The organism is Actinokineospora iranica (genome assembly GCF_900101685.1).
GTDB lineage: Bacteria > Actinomycetota > Actinomycetes > Mycobacteriales > Pseudonocardiaceae > Actinokineospora > Actinokineospora iranica.
Genome location: NZ_FMZZ01000004.1, coordinates 239,894 through 256,450 on the forward strand (window position 1 = coordinate 239,894; position 16,557 = coordinate 256,450).

Annotated in this window: 20 protein-coding genes; 13 read left to right on the forward strand and 7 right to left on the reverse strand. The window is 71.2% G+C overall.

Going from position 1 to position 16,557, the window contains the following annotated elements:
- Positions 1 to 5 precede the first annotated feature (5 nt).
- On the forward strand, positions 6 to 821 hold the full coding sequence (locus tag BLS56_RS11105) for a helix-turn-helix domain-containing protein (protein ID WP_091449900.1): 816 nt from the start codon (positions 6 to 8) through the stop codon (positions 819 to 821).
- Positions 822 to 869: 48 nt separating this feature from the next.
- Here BLS56_RS11105 and BLS56_RS11110 read toward each other — a convergent pair whose 3' ends face one another.
- Positions 870 to 1,817, reverse strand: a complete 948-nt coding sequence (locus BLS56_RS11110; protein ID WP_091449901.1) for an oxidoreductase — start codon at positions 1,815 to 1,817, stop codon at positions 870 to 872.
- A gap of 98 nt (positions 1,818 to 1,915) precedes the next feature.
- Between BLS56_RS11110 and BLS56_RS11115 the strand changes: the two genes are divergently transcribed.
- A complete protein-coding gene (locus BLS56_RS11115) occupies positions 1,916 to 2,878 on the forward strand; it encodes an aldo/keto reductase (RefSeq protein WP_091449902.1) in 963 nt (320 codons plus the stop codon).
- Between the two features lie 105 nt (positions 2,879 to 2,983).
- Entirely contained in the window at positions 2,984 to 3,742 is a 759-nt protein-coding gene (locus BLS56_RS11120; RefSeq protein ID WP_091449903.1) for an SDR family NAD(P)-dependent oxidoreductase, read from the forward strand.
- A gap of 19 nt (positions 3,743 to 3,761) precedes the next feature.
- Here BLS56_RS11120 and BLS56_RS11125 read toward each other — a convergent pair whose 3' ends face one another.
- Genes BLS56_RS11125 through BLS56_RS11135 form a run of 3 tightly spaced genes read right to left on the reverse strand, consistent with a single transcriptional unit; the run spans position 3,762 to position 7,165 of the window.
- Positions 3,762 to 4,391, reverse strand: coding sequence for an MBL fold metallo-hydrolase (locus BLS56_RS11125; RefSeq protein ID WP_091449904.1), 630 nt, complete (start codon positions 4,389 to 4,391; stop codon positions 3,762 to 3,764).
- Positions 4,391 to 5,476, reverse strand: coding sequence for an S-(hydroxymethyl)mycothiol dehydrogenase (locus BLS56_RS11130; RefSeq protein WP_091449905.1), 1,086 nt, complete (start codon positions 5,474 to 5,476; stop codon positions 4,391 to 4,393). The genes BLS56_RS11125 and BLS56_RS11130 overlap by 1 nt, the downstream gene beginning before the upstream one ends.
- A gap of 54 nt (positions 5,477 to 5,530) precedes the next feature.
- Positions 5,531 to 7,165: a TM0106 family RecB-like putative nuclease gene (locus BLS56_RS11135; RefSeq protein ID WP_091449906.1), complete on the reverse strand. Its 1,635-nt coding sequence runs from the start codon at positions 7,163 to 7,165 to the stop codon at positions 5,531 to 5,533.
- A 148-nt stretch (positions 7,166 to 7,313) separates the two neighbouring features.
- Here BLS56_RS11135 and BLS56_RS11140 point away from each other — a divergent pair, with 148 nt between their 5' ends.
- The 8 genes from BLS56_RS11140 to BLS56_RS11175 all read left to right on the forward strand — a co-directional run bounded on the left by BLS56_RS11140 (position 7,314) and on the right by BLS56_RS11175 (position 12,468).
- Positions 7,314 to 7,772, forward strand: coding sequence for a DUF6474 family protein (locus BLS56_RS11140; RefSeq protein ID WP_091449907.1), 459 nt, complete (start codon positions 7,314 to 7,316; stop codon positions 7,770 to 7,772).
- 62 nt (positions 7,773 to 7,834) lie between these two features.
- A complete protein-coding gene (locus BLS56_RS11145) occupies positions 7,835 to 8,374 on the forward strand; it encodes a hypothetical protein (RefSeq protein WP_139190611.1) in 540 nt (179 codons plus the stop codon).
- Positions 8,375 to 8,442: 68 nt separating this feature from the next.
- Positions 8,443 to 9,195, forward strand: a complete 753-nt coding sequence (locus BLS56_RS11150) for a YcnI family copper-binding membrane protein (protein ID WP_091449909.1) — start codon at positions 8,443 to 8,445, stop codon at positions 9,193 to 9,195.
- Between the two features lie 3 nt (positions 9,196 to 9,198).
- On the forward strand, positions 9,199 to 9,744 hold the full coding sequence (locus BLS56_RS11155; RefSeq protein ID WP_228771551.1) for a copper resistance CopC family protein: 546 nt from the start codon (positions 9,199 to 9,201) through the stop codon (positions 9,742 to 9,744).
- Positions 9,741 to 10,760, forward strand: a complete 1,020-nt coding sequence (locus BLS56_RS11160; RefSeq protein WP_091449910.1) for a copper resistance D family protein — start codon at positions 9,741 to 9,743, stop codon at positions 10,758 to 10,760. The genes BLS56_RS11155 and BLS56_RS11160 overlap by 4 nt, the downstream gene beginning before the upstream one ends.
- Before the next feature lie 81 nt (positions 10,761 to 10,841).
- Positions 10,842 to 11,051, forward strand: a complete 210-nt coding sequence (locus BLS56_RS11165; RefSeq protein ID WP_091449911.1) for a hypothetical protein — start codon at positions 10,842 to 10,844, stop codon at positions 11,049 to 11,051.
- Positions 11,048 to 11,578 carry an RNA polymerase sigma factor gene (locus BLS56_RS11170; protein WP_091449912.1) on the forward strand — a complete coding sequence of 177 codons (531 nt, stop codon included), beginning with the start codon at positions 11,048 to 11,050 and terminating at the stop codon, positions 11,576 to 11,578. The genes BLS56_RS11165 and BLS56_RS11170 overlap by 4 nt, the downstream gene beginning before the upstream one ends.
- Complete coding sequence (locus tag BLS56_RS11175; protein WP_091449913.1) at positions 11,575 to 12,468, forward strand: vWA domain-containing protein; 894 nt, start codon at positions 11,575 to 11,577, stop codon at positions 12,466 to 12,468. The genes BLS56_RS11170 and BLS56_RS11175 overlap by 4 nt, the downstream gene beginning before the upstream one ends.
- A gap of 163 nt (positions 12,469 to 12,631) precedes the next feature.
- On the opposite strand, the gene BLS56_RS11180 is transcribed toward BLS56_RS11175, so the two are convergent.
- The 3 genes from BLS56_RS11180 to BLS56_RS11190 form a co-directional block, all read right to left on the reverse strand.
- Positions 12,632 to 12,940: a hypothetical protein gene (locus BLS56_RS11180; RefSeq protein WP_091450067.1), complete on the reverse strand. Its 309-nt coding sequence runs from the start codon at positions 12,938 to 12,940 to the stop codon at positions 12,632 to 12,634.
- A gap of 140 nt (positions 12,941 to 13,080) precedes the next feature.
- Complete coding sequence (locus BLS56_RS11185) at positions 13,081 to 13,971, reverse strand: phosphotransferase enzyme family protein (protein ID WP_091449914.1); 891 nt, start codon at positions 13,969 to 13,971, stop codon at positions 13,081 to 13,083.
- Between the two features lie 42 nt (positions 13,972 to 14,013).
- A complete protein-coding gene (locus BLS56_RS11190; RefSeq protein ID WP_091449915.1) occupies positions 14,014 to 15,384 on the reverse strand; it encodes a helix-turn-helix domain-containing protein in 1,371 nt (456 codons plus the stop codon).
- A 216-nt stretch (positions 15,385 to 15,600) separates the two neighbouring features.
- Here BLS56_RS11190 and BLS56_RS11195 point away from each other — a divergent pair, with 216 nt between their 5' ends.
- Both BLS56_RS11195 and BLS56_RS11200 read left to right on the forward strand, forming a co-directional pair.
- Positions 15,601 to 15,900: a hypothetical protein gene (locus tag BLS56_RS11195; RefSeq protein WP_228771553.1), complete on the forward strand. Its 300-nt coding sequence runs from the start codon at positions 15,601 to 15,603 to the stop codon at positions 15,898 to 15,900.
- A 13-nt stretch (positions 15,901 to 15,913) separates the two neighbouring features.
- A complete protein-coding gene (locus BLS56_RS11200; RefSeq protein WP_091449916.1) occupies positions 15,914 to 16,270 on the forward strand; it encodes a hypothetical protein in 357 nt (118 codons plus the stop codon).
- The last annotated feature ends 287 nt before the right edge of the window (positions 16,271 to 16,557 follow it).

Consider the following 16,557-nt stretch of genomic DNA (forward strand, 5'->3'; position numbering starts at 1 on the left):
TGTGCATGACAGGCGAACCCAATCTCCGCGTCCGAGTGCTGGCGCGCGCCCTGCGCGACCTCAGGCAGCGGAACCGGATGACGCAAGAGGAAGCCGGAAGGAGGCTGCGTTTCAGCAACCGCAAGGTAAGCCGCCTCGAGACGTTCCAGATGCCCAATTTCCACGAGCTTCGGGCGATGCTCGACCTCTACCGCGTCCCCGACGACCAGCGGGACCCCTACCTGGCGATGTGGGAGCAGGCGAAGCAGAAGGGGTGGTGGCGCGCCTACGGGCTCAGCGACCGCGGCTACATCCCGCTGGAAGCGCAGGCGTCCTCGATCCGGTCCGTCCAGCTCGGGATGCTGCACGGGCTCTTGCAGACTTCCGCGTACTGCCGGAGTTTCGCCGCCGGTCTGCCCGAGGCGGAGCGGGAGGACGCGCTGAGCGTGCAGGAGCGCCGCAGGCAGCGGCTCACCGAGGACCCGCCGCTGCTGCTGCACGCGATCGTCGACGAGCGGGTGCTGCGCGCGGACGGCCCGTTCATGGCCGAGCAGCTCAGCCACATCGTCAAGCTCGCCGAGTTCGACAGCGTGACGTTCCAGGTGCTCCCGGCCGAGCAGAACGGGGTGCTCGGGCTGTCCGGCTCGTTCGCCCTGCTCAGTTTCCCCGGGTCCGACCACTCCGACATCGTCCACGTCGACCACATCGCGGGGTCGTGGCTGTTGGAGAAGGAGGCGGAGATCCAGGCCTGCGTGACCGCGTTCGACACGTTGACCGGGGCGGCGCTCGACCCGGAGGAGTCCGTGGCGCTGGTCGACCGGATGGCGCGCGACGCGCGGTGAGCGGTGCCCGCGGCTCCCCGCGCCGCGGGGAGCCGCTGTCGACGGCGGTCAGCGAACGGCCAGGCCGAAGCTGAGGCCGCAGAGTTCCTCGCTGATGTCCCAGAGGCGTTTGGCCAGCTCGCGGTCGCGGGCGGCTTCCAGGGGCCACACGATCTTCGGGTAGCCCTTCTGCTCTTTGCGCCCGTCCGGGCCGATGAACTGGCCGCTCTCGACGTCGGGGTTGGTGGCGGCGTAAAGCTGCGGCAGCGCGCCCATGGCCGCCTCTTGCGCCAAGATCCGGTTCGAGACTTTCAGGGCCAGCTTGGTGACGCCCGTCGGGCCTGTCGTCTGCAGGTTGGTCGCCGCGTACCCGGGGTGGGCCAGGACGCTGGCCACCGCGAAGCCGTTGGCCCGCAGGCGCCGGTGCAGTTCCAGGCCGAACACGACGTTCGCCAGCTTCGACTGGGCGTAGTAGCCGGTCCGGGAGTAGTTGTGCTCGCCGTGCAGGTCGTCGAAGTGGATGCGGCCGCGCTTGTGCAGGTAAGAGCTAACGGTGACCACGCGCGGGTCCCGACCCTGCTTCAACACGTCCAACAGCATCGCGGTAAGCGCGAAGTGGGCGAGGTGGTTGACGGCGAACTGCGACTCGTAGCCCTGGGCGCTCTCCGCGCGCGGGGGCATCATCACGCCCGCGTTGTTGATCAGGACGTCGACCTGCTCGACGGTGCGGGCGAACGCCTCGACGCTGTCGAGGTCGGCGAGGTCGACCAGCCGGGTCTCGACCTGGGCGTCGGGCTGCTCGTCCAGGATCGCCGCGACCGCGGCCGCGCCCTTCTCCGCGTCGCGGGCGGTGAGGATCACCTGGGCGCCGCGGCGGGCCAGTTCACGGCTGGTCTCGAAGCCCGGGCCGCTGTTGCCGCCGGTGACGATGAAGGTGCGGCCGACCTGGTCGGGGATGTCGGCGGCGGTCCAGCCCGGGGGCGCCGCCCCGGGATCGCCTTCGGGTGTCGTGCTCATGCGTCATAGCCTGCCCTACCGAGTCCCCTTTAGAGGGTCTGGATCGGGTTAACGGATAGTGCTGGTTCGCACGCACCGTCCCCCATAGGGTTTGTCGGGTGGAGCTTCGTCACCTGGGCGAGTCCGGACTGGTGGTCAGTGCCGTCGGCCTGGGGTGCAACAACCTGGGCAGACCCGGAACGGCCGCGGAGTCGCTGGCCGGGTCGCGGGCGCTGGTCCACACCGCCCTGGATGCCGGGGTGACCCTGTTCGACGTGGCCGACGTCTACGGCGCGCCCCGCGGCCGCAGCGAGGAACTGCTCGGCCAGGCCCTGTCCGGCAGGCGTGACCACGCGGTCATCGCGACCAAGTTCGGCGTCGACATGCAGGGCGCCAACGGCCCCGACTTCGGCGCCCGCGGCTCCCGCCGCTACCTCCGGCAGGCGGCCGAGGCGTCGCTGCGCAGGCTCGGCACCGACTGGATCGACCTCTACCAGCTGCACCGGCCCGACCCGGGCACCCCGCTCGCGGAGACCCTGTCCGCGCTGGACGACCTCGTGCGCGACGGCCTGGTGCGCTACGCGGGCGTCTGCAACCTGGCCGCATGGCAGATCGCCGACGTCGGCTGGACCGCGCGGACCGAGCGGCTGCGCCCGCTGGTGTCCTCCCAGAACCACTACTCGCTGCTCGAACGGGAGACCGAACGCGAGGTGCTGCCCGCGTGCGCGAAGTTCGGGATGAGCGTGCTGCCGTACTTCCCGCTGGCCAACGGCCTGCTGACCGGCAAGTACGCCCGCGACGTCGAGCCGCCGCAGGGCAGCCGATTAGCGGGCAGACAGCGGCTGCTCGCCGACGCGCCGTGGGACCGGATCGAGAAGCTGCGCGCGTTCGCCGAGGAGCGGGGCATCACGATGGCCACGCTCGCGATCGGCTGGCTGGCCGCGCAGCCCGCGGTGGGCTCGGTGATCGCCGGGGCCACCGCCCCCGAGCAGGTCCTGGAGAACGCGCGGGCGGCGCGGTGGCGGCCCACCGCGGAAGACCTGGCCGCCATAGACGAAATCTGTCCCCCGATGCGCCGGTAGGGCGTGATCGGCCACATCGGAGTGGGGCCGGGGCTGAACGGGCGTTAACCTCGGTCCGCGAGGACCGTGCGAGGGCGCACGGGCGCGGGCGAAGGGAAAGCGACAATGCAGATCGACGGGACCGCGGCCATCGTCACCGGAGGCGCGTCCGGCCTGGGTGGCGCCACCGCGCAGGCGCTCGCGGCCAAGGGCGCGTCGGTGTTCGCGCTCGATCTGCCCGCGGCCGTCGACAACGCCCCCAAGGTCGAGGGCATCACCTACGTCGCGACCGACGTGACCGACCCCGAGCAGGTCCAGGCCGCGGTGGACGAGGCGTCCGGCGCCAGCGCGCCGCTGCGGTTCGTGGTCAACTGCGCGGGCATCGGGCCGTCGGCGCGCATCCTGTCGAAGAAGGGCCCGCACGACCTCGGCCTGTTCCGCAAGGTCGTCGAGGTCAACCTGATCGGCAGCTTCACCGTGGTCACCTTGGCCGCCGCCGCGATCGCCAAGACCGAGCCCCTTGAGCACGGCGCCCGCGGCGTCATCATCAACACCGCCTCCGTGGCCGCGTTCGACGGCCAGATCGGGCAGGCCGCCTACGCCGCGTCCAAGGGCGGCATCGTCGGCCTCACCCTGCCCGCCGCGCGCGACCTGGCCTCCTCCGGCATCCGGGTGCTGACCATCGCCCCCGGCATCATCGACACCCCGATGCTCGCCACCGTCAGCGCGGAGTTCCGCGCCGCCCTGGCCGAGGGCGTGCCCTTCCCGAAGCGGCTGGGCAAGCCGGAGGAGTTCGCGAACCTGGCGCTGTCGATCATCGACCAGGACTACCTCAACGGCGAGGTGATCCGCCTCGACGGCTCGCTGCGCATGGCGCCGAGGTAGTCCTGGGCGGTCCTGGAGCTCAGTGCCCCCGCTCTATCCATTCCGCCAGGTGCGGGCCTTCCGCGCCGATGGTGGTGGAGTCGCCGTGGCCGGTGTGGACGATGGTTTCCGGGGGCAGGTCCAGCAGGCGCTCGGTGATCGAGTCGATGATCGTGGGGAAGTCGCTGAACGAGCGGCCGGTGGCGCCGGGGCCGCCCTCGAACAGGGTGTCGCCGCTGAACACCGCGTTCAACTGCGGCGCGTAGACGCAGACACCGCCGGGTGAGTGGCCCGGGGTGTGCAGGATCTGCAGCAGGACGCCCGCCACCTCGATCTCCTGGCCGTCGTGCAGCGGCTCGAAGTCGTCGTCGGGGTAGACGTGCCGCCACAGCTCCTCGTCGGCCGGGTGCAGCATGACCAGCGCGTCGGTGACCTTGGCGAGGTCTTCCGCGGCGTTGATGTGGTCGTCGTGGGCGTGGGTGCAGATGATCGCGACGACCCTGCGGTCGTCTACGGCGGCGAGGATCTCGTCGGCGTCGTGCGCGGCGTCGATGATCACGACCTCGCGGTCGTCGCCGACGAGCCAGACGTTGTTGTCGACCTCCCAGGTGCCGCCGTCGAGGCTGAACGTGCCGGAGGTGACCACGTGGTCGATGCGGGCGTCGTCCATCAGAAGACCACCACCGAGCGCAGCACGTCGCCGCTGTGCATCCGGTCGAACGCCTGCTCGACGTCGCCGACGCCGATGGTCTCGGAGACGAACGCGTCGAGGTCGATGCGGCCCTGCCGGTAGAGGTCGACCAGGTAGGGGAAGTCGCGGGCGGGCAGGCAGTCGCCGTACCAGCTCGACTTGAGGGCGCCGCCGCGGGAGAACAGGTCGATCATCGGCAACTCGATTCGCAGGTCGGGGGTGGGCACGCCGACGAGGACGACGGTGCCCGCGAGGTCACGCGCGTAGAACGCCTGCTTCCAGGTCTCCGGGCGGCCGACGGCCTCGATGACCACGTCGGCGCCGAAGCCGCCGGTGAGGTCCCGGATCGCGGCCACCGAGTCGGCGGCGGTCGCGTCGACAGTGTGGGTGGCGCCGAATCCCTTGGCCCACTCCAGTTTCCTCGGGTCGACGTCGACGGCGATGATCGTCGTCGCGCCCGCGAGCCGGGCGCCCGCGATGGCCGCGTCGCCGACGCCGCCGCAGCCGATCACCGCGACGCTGTCGCCCCGGCTTACCGCGCCGGTGTTGAGCGCCGCGCCGAGTCCGGCCATGACCCCGCAGCCGAGCAGTCCGACCGCGGCGGGCGAGACCTCGGGGTCGACCTTCGTGCACTGTCCGCTGTGGACGAGGGTTTTCTCGATGAACGCGCCGATGCCCAACGCGGGCGACAGCGGGGTCCCGTCGGCCAGCGTCATCGGCTGGGCGGCGTTGTGCGTGTCGAAGCAGTACCAGGGCTTGCCCTTGCGGCACGCGCGGCACCGGCCGCAGACCGCCCGCCAGTTCAGGACCACGAAATCCCCGGGCGCGATGTCGACCACGCCGTCACCGACCGACTCCACGATCCCGGCCGCCTCGTGCCCGAGCAGGAACGGGAACTCGTCGTTGATACCGCCCTCCCGGTAGTGCAGGTCGGTGTGGCACACCCCGCAGGACTGGACGCGCACCACCGCCTCACCCGGCCCCGGGTCGGGCACCACGACCGTCTCCACGCTTACCGGCTGCCCCTTAGCGCGGGCGATGACGCCTTGGACCTGTTGTGGCATTCGCGCTCCTCATCGAGTCGGCTATCCGCCAACCGTATTGGAGGCCGCCCGTGCTCAGATGTCGCCCACATAGGGGATCTCGGTGACCGCGGGCGAGGTCATCCAGACCCGCAGCGCGGCCGTGGCGCGCACGTCGTCCTCGTTGTACTCCAGCAGCCGCTTGCGCTGGGCGTGGTCGGGCTCGCCGCCGTCGAGGCCCACCGCGTCGCGGTACCAGCGCATCGAGTTCTCGCCGCTGGCCTCGTCGTCGCGCCACTTGAAGCCCGCCACCGGGGCGATCGTCTTGAGGCCCTTGCCGTGCGAGCACAGGAAGTGCTCGCGGACGCTGCCGAACAGGTCGAACCACTGGTCGGACTCGATGAAGTCGAGGACTTCGCGCTTGGCCGGGATGCCGGGGCGGCCAGCGAAGCGCTTCACCGACGCCAAGAGCCAGCGGTTCTCCGCCAACTCGTTGTAGCAGTAAGCACGGAAAGTCAGTCCGCGATCCGCCGCCGCTTTCCGGACCGCGGTCAGCCACTGCCAGAACTCGGCGAACGACCGCGCTTCGTCCACTGTGGGCAACGGGTCCCAGCTGACGAAGGCGCGGTAGCCCTGCGGCTCGCCGATATCCACGCCGGAGAGCAGCACCCCCCACAGGTAAGCGCCCGCGTCGCCGAAGCTCTCCATGTCGACGTCGACCTCGACGTCGGCGCGCGGCACGCCGATCCGCTCGGTGCGCCGCACCAACGTCAAGTCGGCGAGCCAGGCGCGCGCGAGTCCCACCGCGTCCACCAGCGGCATCCCGACCAGCGGCGGCACGTCCTTGTCCAGCGGGTCGACGCGCGCGAGCGCGTCCACCGTCGGCACGCCTGCCGCGCGCAGCAGCGCGGCGTCCTCGCCGCGCACGACCAGGCTCACGTCCCTTGCCTCCAGCAGGGTCGCCTCGCACACCGGCCACCACGGGCAGCTTCGGCACTCCACGATCCGCGTCGGCTCGGCCAGCGGGTCGCCGCCGGTCGCCGCGGCGTCCGCCACCGCCACCCGGTCGGCGAACCGGGCGTCGTACTCGGCCAGCGCCGTCCGCCCGCCCGGCCAGGTCGGCGCCTCCAGGTCGTGCCAGACGACGACATCGCCTTCGAGGCCGATCACGCCCGCGAGCGCGTGCCGCTCGTCCGCGTGCCCGCCTGCCTGCAACAGCCTGCGGATGTGGGCCAGCCGAAGCTGGTCGCGCGGCTGCGGCCGGACCTTGCGCTTGGCGTCCTGCTTGCCCCCGATCACCGCCAGGTCGGCCAGCGGGGACGTGCGCGCGCCCGCGCCCGGGTCGGTGACCTTGTGCCGGACCACCAGGACCGGCACGTACCCGTGCGAGGTGCGGACCAGCAGATCGATCGTGCCACGCCTGCCGCCGTCGAGGTCGCGCGGCGGCTGCGCGCTCCAGATGAACGCGTGCCCGGCCGCCAGCGCCTCGACCGTGGCCGCCTCCCGCTCGGCGCTGGACCCGGCCGGGATCTCCACCCAGTCCCCGGCGAACCGCTCGGCGAGCTGGTCGGCGACCATCCGCCGATGCGCCATGGCGTCGCCTTTGCGCAGCTCAGCGGTGGGATCGGGGGCCCCGCGCGGGGCGTCGCGCATGGCCGGGTCGTGCTCGAGGTGCACCCGACGCCTGCATCGGCTCACCACGCCGGCGTCGAGGAGCACCTTGGCAGTCACACAGTGCAGCTTAGTTGCGTGGGACGACAGTCCTGGGACAGTCCGCCCAACCGGCCGAGCCGATGTGCCCGAGCCGATGTGCCTGAGCCGATGTGCCTGAGCCGATCACCGCCAGTAGGTTCTTCCCCATCGAGCGCGGGAGGCACACATGGCGCGGAACAAGGCGGTCGGCTCGCCGCGGATCACACCGGGCAAGGCGAAGAACGCGATCGCGATCGCCAAGGTCATCGGCCCGGCGGTGATCCCGGTGGTCACCCCGTTCGTGGTGCGCGGGGCGGCCGCGGTGCGCGAGCAGTGGGACCGGCGCAAGGCCCGCAGGCTGGGCGTGTCGGTGGACGACATCGGCCAGTACTCCGGCCGGGGCGGGGCGCTGCACGCGCGCATCTCGGGCGTGGCGACCGGGCTGGCCGAGTTGCGCGCCAAGCAGCACGTCCCGGCCGAGGACCTGGCGTTCGCCGAGGACGCGGAAAGCACGCTGCGGCAACTCGCCGCGGCGGTGCGGGCCGCTGAGCGGATGCCGACCCCGCGCCGCAAGGCCGCGCACCGGGCGGTCAGCGCGGAACTGGACCGGATCGAGGACCGGCTGCTGCACGCGCTCGGCGTCTGATCAGGTTCTTTACCCGGCACGTGGTTCAGCGCACACCGCGACGCCGCTTACCCTGGTGAGCTGTGAGCCCTCGCCGAGCGACACCGCCGCGCGCTTTCCGCGCCGTGCGGACTGTCCTGCTGGGGCTCTCGTCGTCGGCCCTGGCGGTCGCCGCGCACGGCATGGCGGGCGGCGGGGTGCCGGACGCCGCGGTCACCCTGGTGCTCACGGCGCTGGTCGCCTGGGCGGGCACCGCGGTCGCCGACCGGCGCGGCGGGCCGTGCGCGATGGCGACCCTGCTCGGCGTGAGCCAGTACAGCCTGCACGTCCTGCTTACCGACGTCACGGCGGCGCACCCGGAAGCCCCCGGCGCGGGCGGTGGGCTGATGCTTGCCACGCACGCGGTGGCCACTGTCCTGAGCGCGGCGCTGCTGACCAGCGCGTCGACAGCGCTGGCGATGATCGCCGCCGCCGTGTCCGGGCTGGTCCAGGCGCTGGTGGTGGCGCTGCCGCCGACTCCCGCCGTCCCGCGCCCCGCGCCGATCCAGACCGGCCGCGGACACCTGCTCGCCGTGGTGTTCCGCGAGGTCCTCTGCCGCCGCGGCCCACCGCTCACCTCCTGACCGCACGCATCCCCGAACCGAGCCCACGCCGGGCTCGCCCCTTCGCGTACCTCAGGAGACAAATCCCCATGTCGACTTACCGCTTTATCGCCCGCGCGGGCGTCCTGCTCGCCGCCACCGGAACAGCGGCCCTGTTCACCACCGGCGTCGCGTCCGCCCACGTCACCGCCAAGGTCATCGGCGAGACCGCGGCCCAGGGCGGCTACACCAAGATCACCTTCCGGGTCCCGAACGAGGACGACGCGGCGGGCACCGTGAAGCTGGAGATCAAGCTGCCGGAGGAGTACCCGCTCACCGCCGTGCGCACCAAGCCCACCCCGGGCTGGACCGCGCAGATCACCAAGGCCAAGCTCAAGACACCGGTCACCGTGCACGGCGCCGAGATCACCGAGGCGGTCACCTCGGTCGTCTGGACGGCGACCGAGGGCACCCGGATCGGCCCAGGCGAGTTCGGCGAGTTCGAGGTCTCCGCGGGCACGCTCCCGGAGAACACCGACCGGCTCGTCATCCCGGCTATCCAGACCTACGACAGCGGCAAGGTCGTGGCCTGGGACGCCCCGCCGCCCGCCCCGGGCGCGGAAGAGCCCGACCGCCCCGCGCCGGTCGTCGCGCTGACCAAGCCCGATGGCGACGGGCACACCGCCACCACGTCCACCGGCGCCGACAGCCACACCGACGCCGCCGTCGCGACCAGCGAGGACAACACCGCCCGCTGGCTCGGCGGCGCCGGTCTCGCCGTCGGCGCGCTCGGCCTCGGCCTCGGCGCTGGCGCGACCCTGCGCGCCAAGCGGCAGGTGGCGGCGGCGAAGGCGGGCGAGTAGGCGGTGCGGATTCTCAACCGCGCGGTAGCGGCGCTCGCGGTGGCCCTGTTCGCCCTCGTCGGGCTCGCGGGCACCGCTTCCGCGCACAACCAGCTCGTCTCCAGCAACCCGGCCGACCGGGCGTCCCTGGAGACCGGCCCGACCACCGTCGAGCTGACCTTCGACCAGCCGGTGCAGTCGGGCGACCGGCTCAACTCGGTCGTCGTCGTCGGCCCGGACGGCGTGGGCCAGTGGCAGGACGGCAAGGCCGCCGTCCGCGGCAACACGGTGTCGGTCCCGGTCCGCCCCCTCGGCCCGGCCGGGGACTACCGGATCGGCTACAGCATCGTGTCCGCCGACGGGCACCCCGTGCGCGGCGACCTCCAGTTCACGCTGACCAAGGCGGGCACCGGCACCCCCGGCCCGGCGGCCGAAACCGCCGCCGGAGCGGCCGCTGGGGCAGGCGAGGACAGCGACGGTGTGCCCGTGTGGGTGTGGATCGCGGGCGCGGTCGCGCTGCTCGGCGCGGGCATCGTGCTGGCCATGCGGGTCGGGGGGTCGGCGACGTGAGCGAGACCCGGACCACCGCGGCGGCTCGGCTGCACCTGGCGACCGTCCTGGTCGTGTCCTCGGTCGTCGGCGTGCTCGTCGGCCTGGCCATCGTCACGACCGAGCCGATCCCCGGGCTGCCGGAGCCCGCCGCGGTGGTCCGGGTCGGCCTCCCGGTCGTGCGGGTGCTGCTCGACATGGCCGCCGTGGTCACCGTCGGGCTGTGCCTGCTGCCGCTGGTGATCGGCTTCGACCGCCCCAAGCTCGCCGAGCCGGTGCTGGCGGGCGCCCGCCGGGTCGCGATGGCGAGCGCGCTGGTGTGGGCCGTGACCGCGCTGGTGGCCCTGGTCCTGCACACCGCCGACCTGCACCCCGGCGAAGACGTCTCGCCCGGCGCTGTCGTGGACTACGTCGGCACGGTGGGCGCGGGCAAGGCGCTGCTGTTCGTCGCGGTGTTCGCGCTGCTCAGCTTCGGGCTGTCGCTGTGGGCGGTGCGCGTCGGCGAGTCGGTGCCCGCGGAACTGCGGGCAGCGGTCGCGCTGTTCGCGCTGCTGCCGCTCCCGGTCACCGGACACGCGACCAACTGGCAGTGGCACGACTTCACGATGATTTCGATGGAACTGCACGTGATGAGCGCCGTCGCGTGGACAGGCGGCCTCGGTGCCCTGGTCGTGCTGCTCGCGGCCAACCGGACCCTGCTCGCGCACGCGCTGCCCCGGTTCTCCAAGCTCGCCACCGTGTGCCTGGCGGTCGTCACCGCGACGGGCTTGTTCAACGGACTGGTCGAACTGGCGGTGAGCCCGACGTTCTCCCTGGTCGCCGGCCTGTTCACGACCAGCTACGGAATCCTGCTGCTGCTCAAGACGGCGTGCCTGGTCGCGCTCGCCGGGCTCGGCGCGAACATCCGCTGGCGGCTCATGCCGGGCATCGTCGCCCACAAGCGCACGGCGCTGGTGGGCTGGGCGGGCCTCGAACTGGCCGTGATGGGCCTGGCCTTCGGCTTCGCGGTCGTCCTCACCCGGGCGCCCGTGTCCTGACAGTTCGCGCTCACCGGTTCACGGTTAGCGCTGCGCGCCCCTCTAAGTGATCGAAGGATCTTCGGAGCGAGAGGGGGCGCGGTGGCCGACATGATCGCGGTGTGCGGGATGCTCGTCACGTTCCTTACCCAGGGAGCGTTCATCTGGCGGGGCCTGGCCCGCGACCGACTCGCCCAAGAGCGGGTCCGGTTGACGGCCCTGCGCGCCCTGACCAAGGCCGCCCCCGGCGGCCTGGTGCGCTACGAGCGGCGCGGGACCGTGGTGGTCGTCGACCAACGGCGGCCAAGATGATCGGTCGAGCGGTCACCGCCCGGCGGAAGGGGCCGGTCGCGGTGCCCGATCACCCCGGCTTCGAGGGGTTCTACCGCGAGCAGACGCCCCGGGTGGTGGCGTTCCTGCTGGTCCTCGGCGTCCAACTGTCGACAGCGAAAGACCTGACGCAAGAGGCGATGATCGAGGTCTACCGCCGTTGGGACAGCATCGACCACCCGAAGACGTATATCCGGACCGTGGTCTCGCGCAACTGGGCGAAGCACCTGGCCAGCACCGAGTTCCCCACCAACGAGATTCCCGACCGCACGCCGATAGACGACAACTCGCCGCTAAGCGAAGTCCTCTTCAGCGAGACCAGTCAGGCTTACCGCCGGGCGTTGGCCCAACTACCGCCGCGCCAACGGCAGGTGATGGCCTGGACAGCCGACGGCTACCGCCCCCGGGAGATCGCCGAGATCCTGGACATCAGCGGGGACAACGTCCGGGCCAACCTCCGCAAGGCCCGGCAAACGCTGGACAAGACGCTCAGGGGCGATCTCCGATGACCCGCCGCCGACACGAGGCGCTCGTCGCCGACCTGACCGCCCACCTCGACCTGACCACAGGACTGCGCGAGATCACCGACGCCGCCCCGGCCGCCCACGCCGCCCTCGTCGCCGACCTCGACGCCCACCTGCCCATCGACGCGGGCCTCGCCGCGATCACCGACGGCGTGCCCGCCCAACGCGTCCCAACCCCGCGCCGCAAGCGCAAGCAGCTGCTCCCGACCCTGGTGTCCGCCCTGCTGGCCGCCATCCTGACCACCACATACTGGACCCTGGGCGAAGGCGCGAGCCCGCCCGTGATCGGCCCCGCCGCCGCGCTCCCCCACCGCATCACCCTGGTCCTGGACACCAGCATGTCCATGGCGCACCAGATGCCTTCCGCGGACAAGTACGTCGACACCGCCCGCAAGTTGGACTGGGTGCGGACCCGCCTCACAGCGGATCTGCGAACCCTCCCCAGCACCACGGAACTCGGTGTGTGGACCTTCTCGGACACCCCCTCGATTCTCGTTCCGCTCGGTCGCCTCGGCGAAAACCACCAAGACTTGTCCAGACGGATCGACTCGCTCCAGCCGAGCGGGAACAGTCGCCTCTACGACGCTGTGCTCGCGGCCTACCAGTCAGCGACGAAGGACTGGTCGGTCACCCGGTCCAACCGGGTGATCCTCATAACCGACGGGACGGACCAGCGCAGCGCCCTCTCGCTACAGCAACTGCTGGACCGGCTCCAGCCCCTGGCCGACCCACGTCGTCCCCTGCCCATTCACTTCATCACCCTGGGCCCGGAAGTCGACCCGGTCGCGCTGCGCCAGATCACCGGCGTCACCGGCGGCGACGTGACCGAGCTGGGGCAGGCGTCGCTGTTGGGGCCGGTCCTCGACCGGCCGTGATGGGACGAGTTGTCCACAACTGTGGACAGTTTCGGCGAGTTATCCACAGGAATCCGGGGATAACGCGCGTTCGCCGACGTGGCGGGGCCGCTCGGCGTTCAGCGGTGTGGATGACTCAAGCCGAGCCTGGGGAGCGTCGACCGAACGGCCCAACGCCGAATGGTCAGTCCTGCTCGGTGAGTTGCACCGGCAGGGGCCTGCTGCGGCGGAGTTGGTCCAACCGGGTCACCGCCGTCCGGCCCCGGCGGTCGAGTTCACGCTTGGTGATCCAGCCGCGGGCGTAGTGCCGGTATGACTGCGCGAGCATGACCAACTCGGCCAGGTAGTCCGCCGAGCGGCGCCTGCTCTCCTCCGGCAAGGCCGCCAACAGCGGGAGCTGGTGGGCCACCACGTCGTCGAGCATCGCGGCCGACGCCAAGGCGCGCTGGGCGCGCTCGCCGACCCGGACCATGCTGCGCAGCGACCTGACCATCTGACCACCTCGGGTCGAACCGATACCGACGGTGGTTCGGAACCCGGTCGGAAAGGCCGGCCGTCCCCCGTTGCCCGTGAATTCGTTCACCGTGCGCTCATTGTTACGCCCGAAATACGCCCATCGGGGGCAACGCGCGATCAGGTGTAACGCGACCAGCGGGCAGTGGTGTCGCCGATACGGAAATCCCGGAGCCGCCTGAGCAGCTCAGGGCGCACTTCCGGGCTGCTGTTCATGATCGGCAACACGCTCGTGATGAGTTTCAGTTCCCGCACTTCCCGCAACACCGGAAAGCCAGCCCATCGGGTGACGTCGAAGCCGTAGCCGACCGCCAGTTCGCGGTACCGCGCGGTCGGCTCGCCGAAGCGGCTCACGCCGACCGCCAGCGGGGTCAGGTCCCACTCCGGGGGGCCGACGCAGCTTGAGTCGAAGTCGCACAGGACCGGGCCGTCCGGCGCCGGGATGACGTTGCCCAGGTGGGCGTCGCCGTGCACGAACCCGCGGGGCAAGGCGTACTCCAGGCTGGTCAACCGGGCCGCGACCTCGTCACAGCGGTCCCGCAGGAACAGCAACTCGTCGCTGTCGAGGCCCTCGGCCTCGCCGAGCCTGCGGCGGATGTCGTCGAGCGGGTCCCACTCCGGCAGCACCGGCGGTGGCAGCGAGTGCACCCTGCGCAACAGCCTGGCCAGGTCACCGGCGTTGGGCTGCCTGCCGATCTTGGGGACGGCCTCCCACACGGTCGCCGCGTAGTCGCCGACGAAGACGGGCTGCTCCAGGCCCTCGACCAGCCGCACCGCGGGGACGTCCTGCTCGGCGAACCACCGGGCGACCCGGACGACCTTGCGCACCCGGTGCCGCAGCGACACCGAACCCACGATCCGCACGACCACCGGGTCGTGCGCCAGCCGGAAGACGGCGTTGTTGGTGAACCGCAGCAGGCTCGCCCCGGCATGGTCCAACCCGGTCTCCGCGCACACGGCCGCCAGCGCGGCGCGCAGGTTTTCCCTGGTGAACAGCCCATCCGTGGCCAACAGTGCCCACTGCCCTGCTTTCGGCCCAGCCGGAAACTCCGGTCAGGCCACGCTCAGATTGGTGATCTGGTCCGCGAGATCACGCGCGTCCTGGTTGTTGCGACGCTTGTTCGCCTCGGCGAGCAGCGGCTGCAGCCGGTCCTTGACCCGGCTCGACTTGAGGCTCTCGGCCAGGTCGACCGCGGCGCGGCCGATCCGGGCGCCGTGGTCGATGTCGCCTTCGAGCAGGTGGTTCGTGGCCAGGGCGCCGAGGTTGAACGCCTTGCTCCTGGTCATCTCCTCACCGTAGGAGTCGATGGCCTTCGACAGCGCCGGGATCGCGAACTTCGTGTGCGTCGGGTCGGAGGTCTGCGCCAGCACCGTGTGCACCGTGCCGATCATGGCGTAGACGTCGGTCTCGTTGAAGAACTTGACCCAGTCCTCTGCGTCCTCGGTGTTGGCCCGCGCGAACTCGTCCCTGGTGCGGCCGATGAGCTTCATCGTCTGCTCCTTGTGACCCATCAGCGCGTACGCCCAGGCCTGGTTCGCGCAGATGACCGCGACCGCCAGCTCAGAGCCGGACTCCTGCGCGGCGATCTGGCCGAGCTGGAACATCTTGAGCGCGTCGTCCGGGGACTCTTTGTGCAGGTAGACCCGCCCCATCCGGTACAGGATGTTGGCGACCAGCGGCTCGCTCTTACCGGCTTTCGCCAGTTCCAGCGCCTTGCCGAAGTGGTTGCGCGCCGAGTCGGTCAGGCCGATGTCGAACGACGTCCAGCCTGCCAGGTTGTGCAGGTCGGCCAGCGCGACGTGCAGGCGCTGCTTGACGTGGTCCGGGCCGGACGCGCCGAGCATCTGCTGACCCCACGACAGCTGCGCGACCACCGCGTCGCGACAGAAACCGCCGCCGTACTGGTAGTCCAGCGATCGCAGGGCTCTCGTCGCCGCTTCCACCTGACGCACATCGGTCATGCCGATCCGGCCGGGCGCGGGGGTCTGGACGGGATTGGAGACCCACGCCCCGGAGTTGGTGCCCAGCACGTTCGCGCCAACCGTGACGGCGGCCGCGTGTGCCAGGAACTCCCGACGCTTCACCTCTTCGCTCTCCTCAGAACGCGAGGCCTCGCGCGTCACCGCGACGCGAACCGCGGTGACTTCGTCATATGCGAGGCCCATGTATCCCCTCGGGACACCCAGCCCGTCGGCGATCCTGGCGAGCACGTCGTAGGCCATCACCTGACGACCCTTGAGGATCTCCGACACCTCGGACTGCGACTGGCCGGTCATCGCCGCGATCTGGCGCTGCGAGACACCAGTGCGACGAAGCAGCCGATACACGGAACTGACCTCCCGCGCGGCGAGCGCGGCCCGCATCTCGGCTTCCTCCCAGGCGTCCGACGGTATGGGAGAACTCTGAGATCCGATCGAGTTCATTCCGACCCCTCACAGTCCGCTGGGCGTCAAACGCAGAGTAAGCGCACTTCACGAGCAGCGAGAAGGGCGGATCGGCGAGCCTGATCGGCCCGACCGAACTTCCTCGACCGCTTAACGTGAAACGAACGCCGATCGGCGCTGTGACACTCCAATCTCGTTCCTCACGCATCAATGTAGTTCGTTGTAAGCGTACGAGCACGGAGGGAAACCGAGAACGTGGAACTGCTCCGGTCGACCACAAGCCCCGCGGCGGGCCAGCCCGCCCGCAGGCTCGACGAGCACCACCGTGATCTCCGTGACCTCCGCGACGGCCTGCACGGCTCCGTCGGCGAGCGCCGAGTCTGGCGCGTCAGCTGCGGCGACGTGATCAACCGCGACCGGTGCCTCACCGTGCTCGTCGAGAAGAACAAGGTGGTCCTGGTCGGGCCCCCTGGAGAGACCGCGGTCCTGACAGCGGGCCAACTCGGCCAACTGCGGGTCGCGCTCCGCGAAGCCGCCGAGCAGGCGGAAAGGTGACGGTGACGTTTAGGTGGACGAGATACTCGGCCAGGTCCTGCGCAGCGCCGTGTGGGAGCGCCTCGACATGCTCACCGAGCTGGCCAACCGGGCAGACGCCCCGTCACTGCTGTCCGTCGCGCGGTCAGAACTCCCACGACTGACCGAAGGCTGGCGCTCCATGCTGGCCGCCCACGAGCCGGACGACCGAGGCAACTGCCCGGTCTGCTCGACCCGCTGGCGCCAGCAGAAGGCCCCGTGCTCAGTCTGGCGAGCCGCCTACGAACACCTCGTCGCAGGCGGCTTGGCCCCACAACAACAACCGACACGCCACACCCGAGACGCACCCGCGAAGGCGACATCCCGCCGCCAACCGGCAGGCGCCCGCTAGCAGGCGATCCGAACTCCGCCGTTCCCCCGGACGATGCGGAGTTCGGTCGCCGCTCGCCGCTCGCCTCTGGGGGAGGTGTGCCCGCGGAAAGCGCGGGCCGGGGAGGCGAGCTCAGTGTTTTGTGGGGGCCAAGCCCCCACGCCCCAGCCGGCGGGCTTCGCCCCCGGACCCCCTCCCGGGGTGGCTGGGTTGGCAGGTTCGGCTCGGCCCCGGTGGTCGGGTTGGCAGGTTCGGCTCGGCCCCGGTGGTCGGGTTCGTAGGTTCGGCTCGGCCCCGGTGGTCGGGTT

Coding starts and splice junctions, on each gene's coding strand:
- BLS56_RS11105 (WP_091449900.1), top strand. CDS start 6: ATGACAGGCGAACCCAATCTCCGCGTCCGAGTGCTGGCGCGCGCCCTG.
- BLS56_RS11110 (WP_091449901.1), bottom strand. CDS start 1,817: ATGAGCACGACACCCGAAGGCGATCCCGGGGCGGCGCCCCCGGGCTGG.
- BLS56_RS11120 (WP_091449903.1), top strand. CDS start 2,984: ATGCAGATCGACGGGACCGCGGCCATCGTCACCGGAGGCGCGTCCGGC.
- BLS56_RS11125 (WP_091449904.1), bottom strand. CDS start 4,391: ATGGACGACGCCCGCATCGACCACGTGGTCACCTCCGGCACGTTCAGC.
- BLS56_RS11130 (WP_091449905.1), bottom strand. CDS start 5,476: ATGCCACAACAGGTCCAAGGCGTCATCGCCCGCGCTAAGGGGCAGCCG.
- BLS56_RS11140 (WP_091449907.1), top strand. CDS start 7,314: ATGGCGCGGAACAAGGCGGTCGGCTCGCCGCGGATCACACCGGGCAAG.
- BLS56_RS11150 (WP_091449909.1), top strand. CDS start 8,443: ATGTCGACTTACCGCTTTATCGCCCGCGCGGGCGTCCTGCTCGCCGCC.
- BLS56_RS11170 (WP_091449912.1), top strand. CDS start 11,048: ATGATCGGTCGAGCGGTCACCGCCCGGCGGAAGGGGCCGGTCGCGGTG.
- BLS56_RS11175 (WP_091449913.1), top strand. CDS start 11,575: ATGACCCGCCGCCGACACGAGGCGCTCGTCGCCGACCTGACCGCCCAC.
- BLS56_RS11180 (WP_091450067.1), bottom strand. CDS start 12,940: ATGGTCAGGTCGCTGCGCAGCATGGTCCGGGTCGGCGAGCGCGCCCAG.
- BLS56_RS11190 (WP_091449915.1), bottom strand. CDS start 15,384: ATGAACTCGATCGGATCTCAGAGTTCTCCCATACCGTCGGACGCCTGG.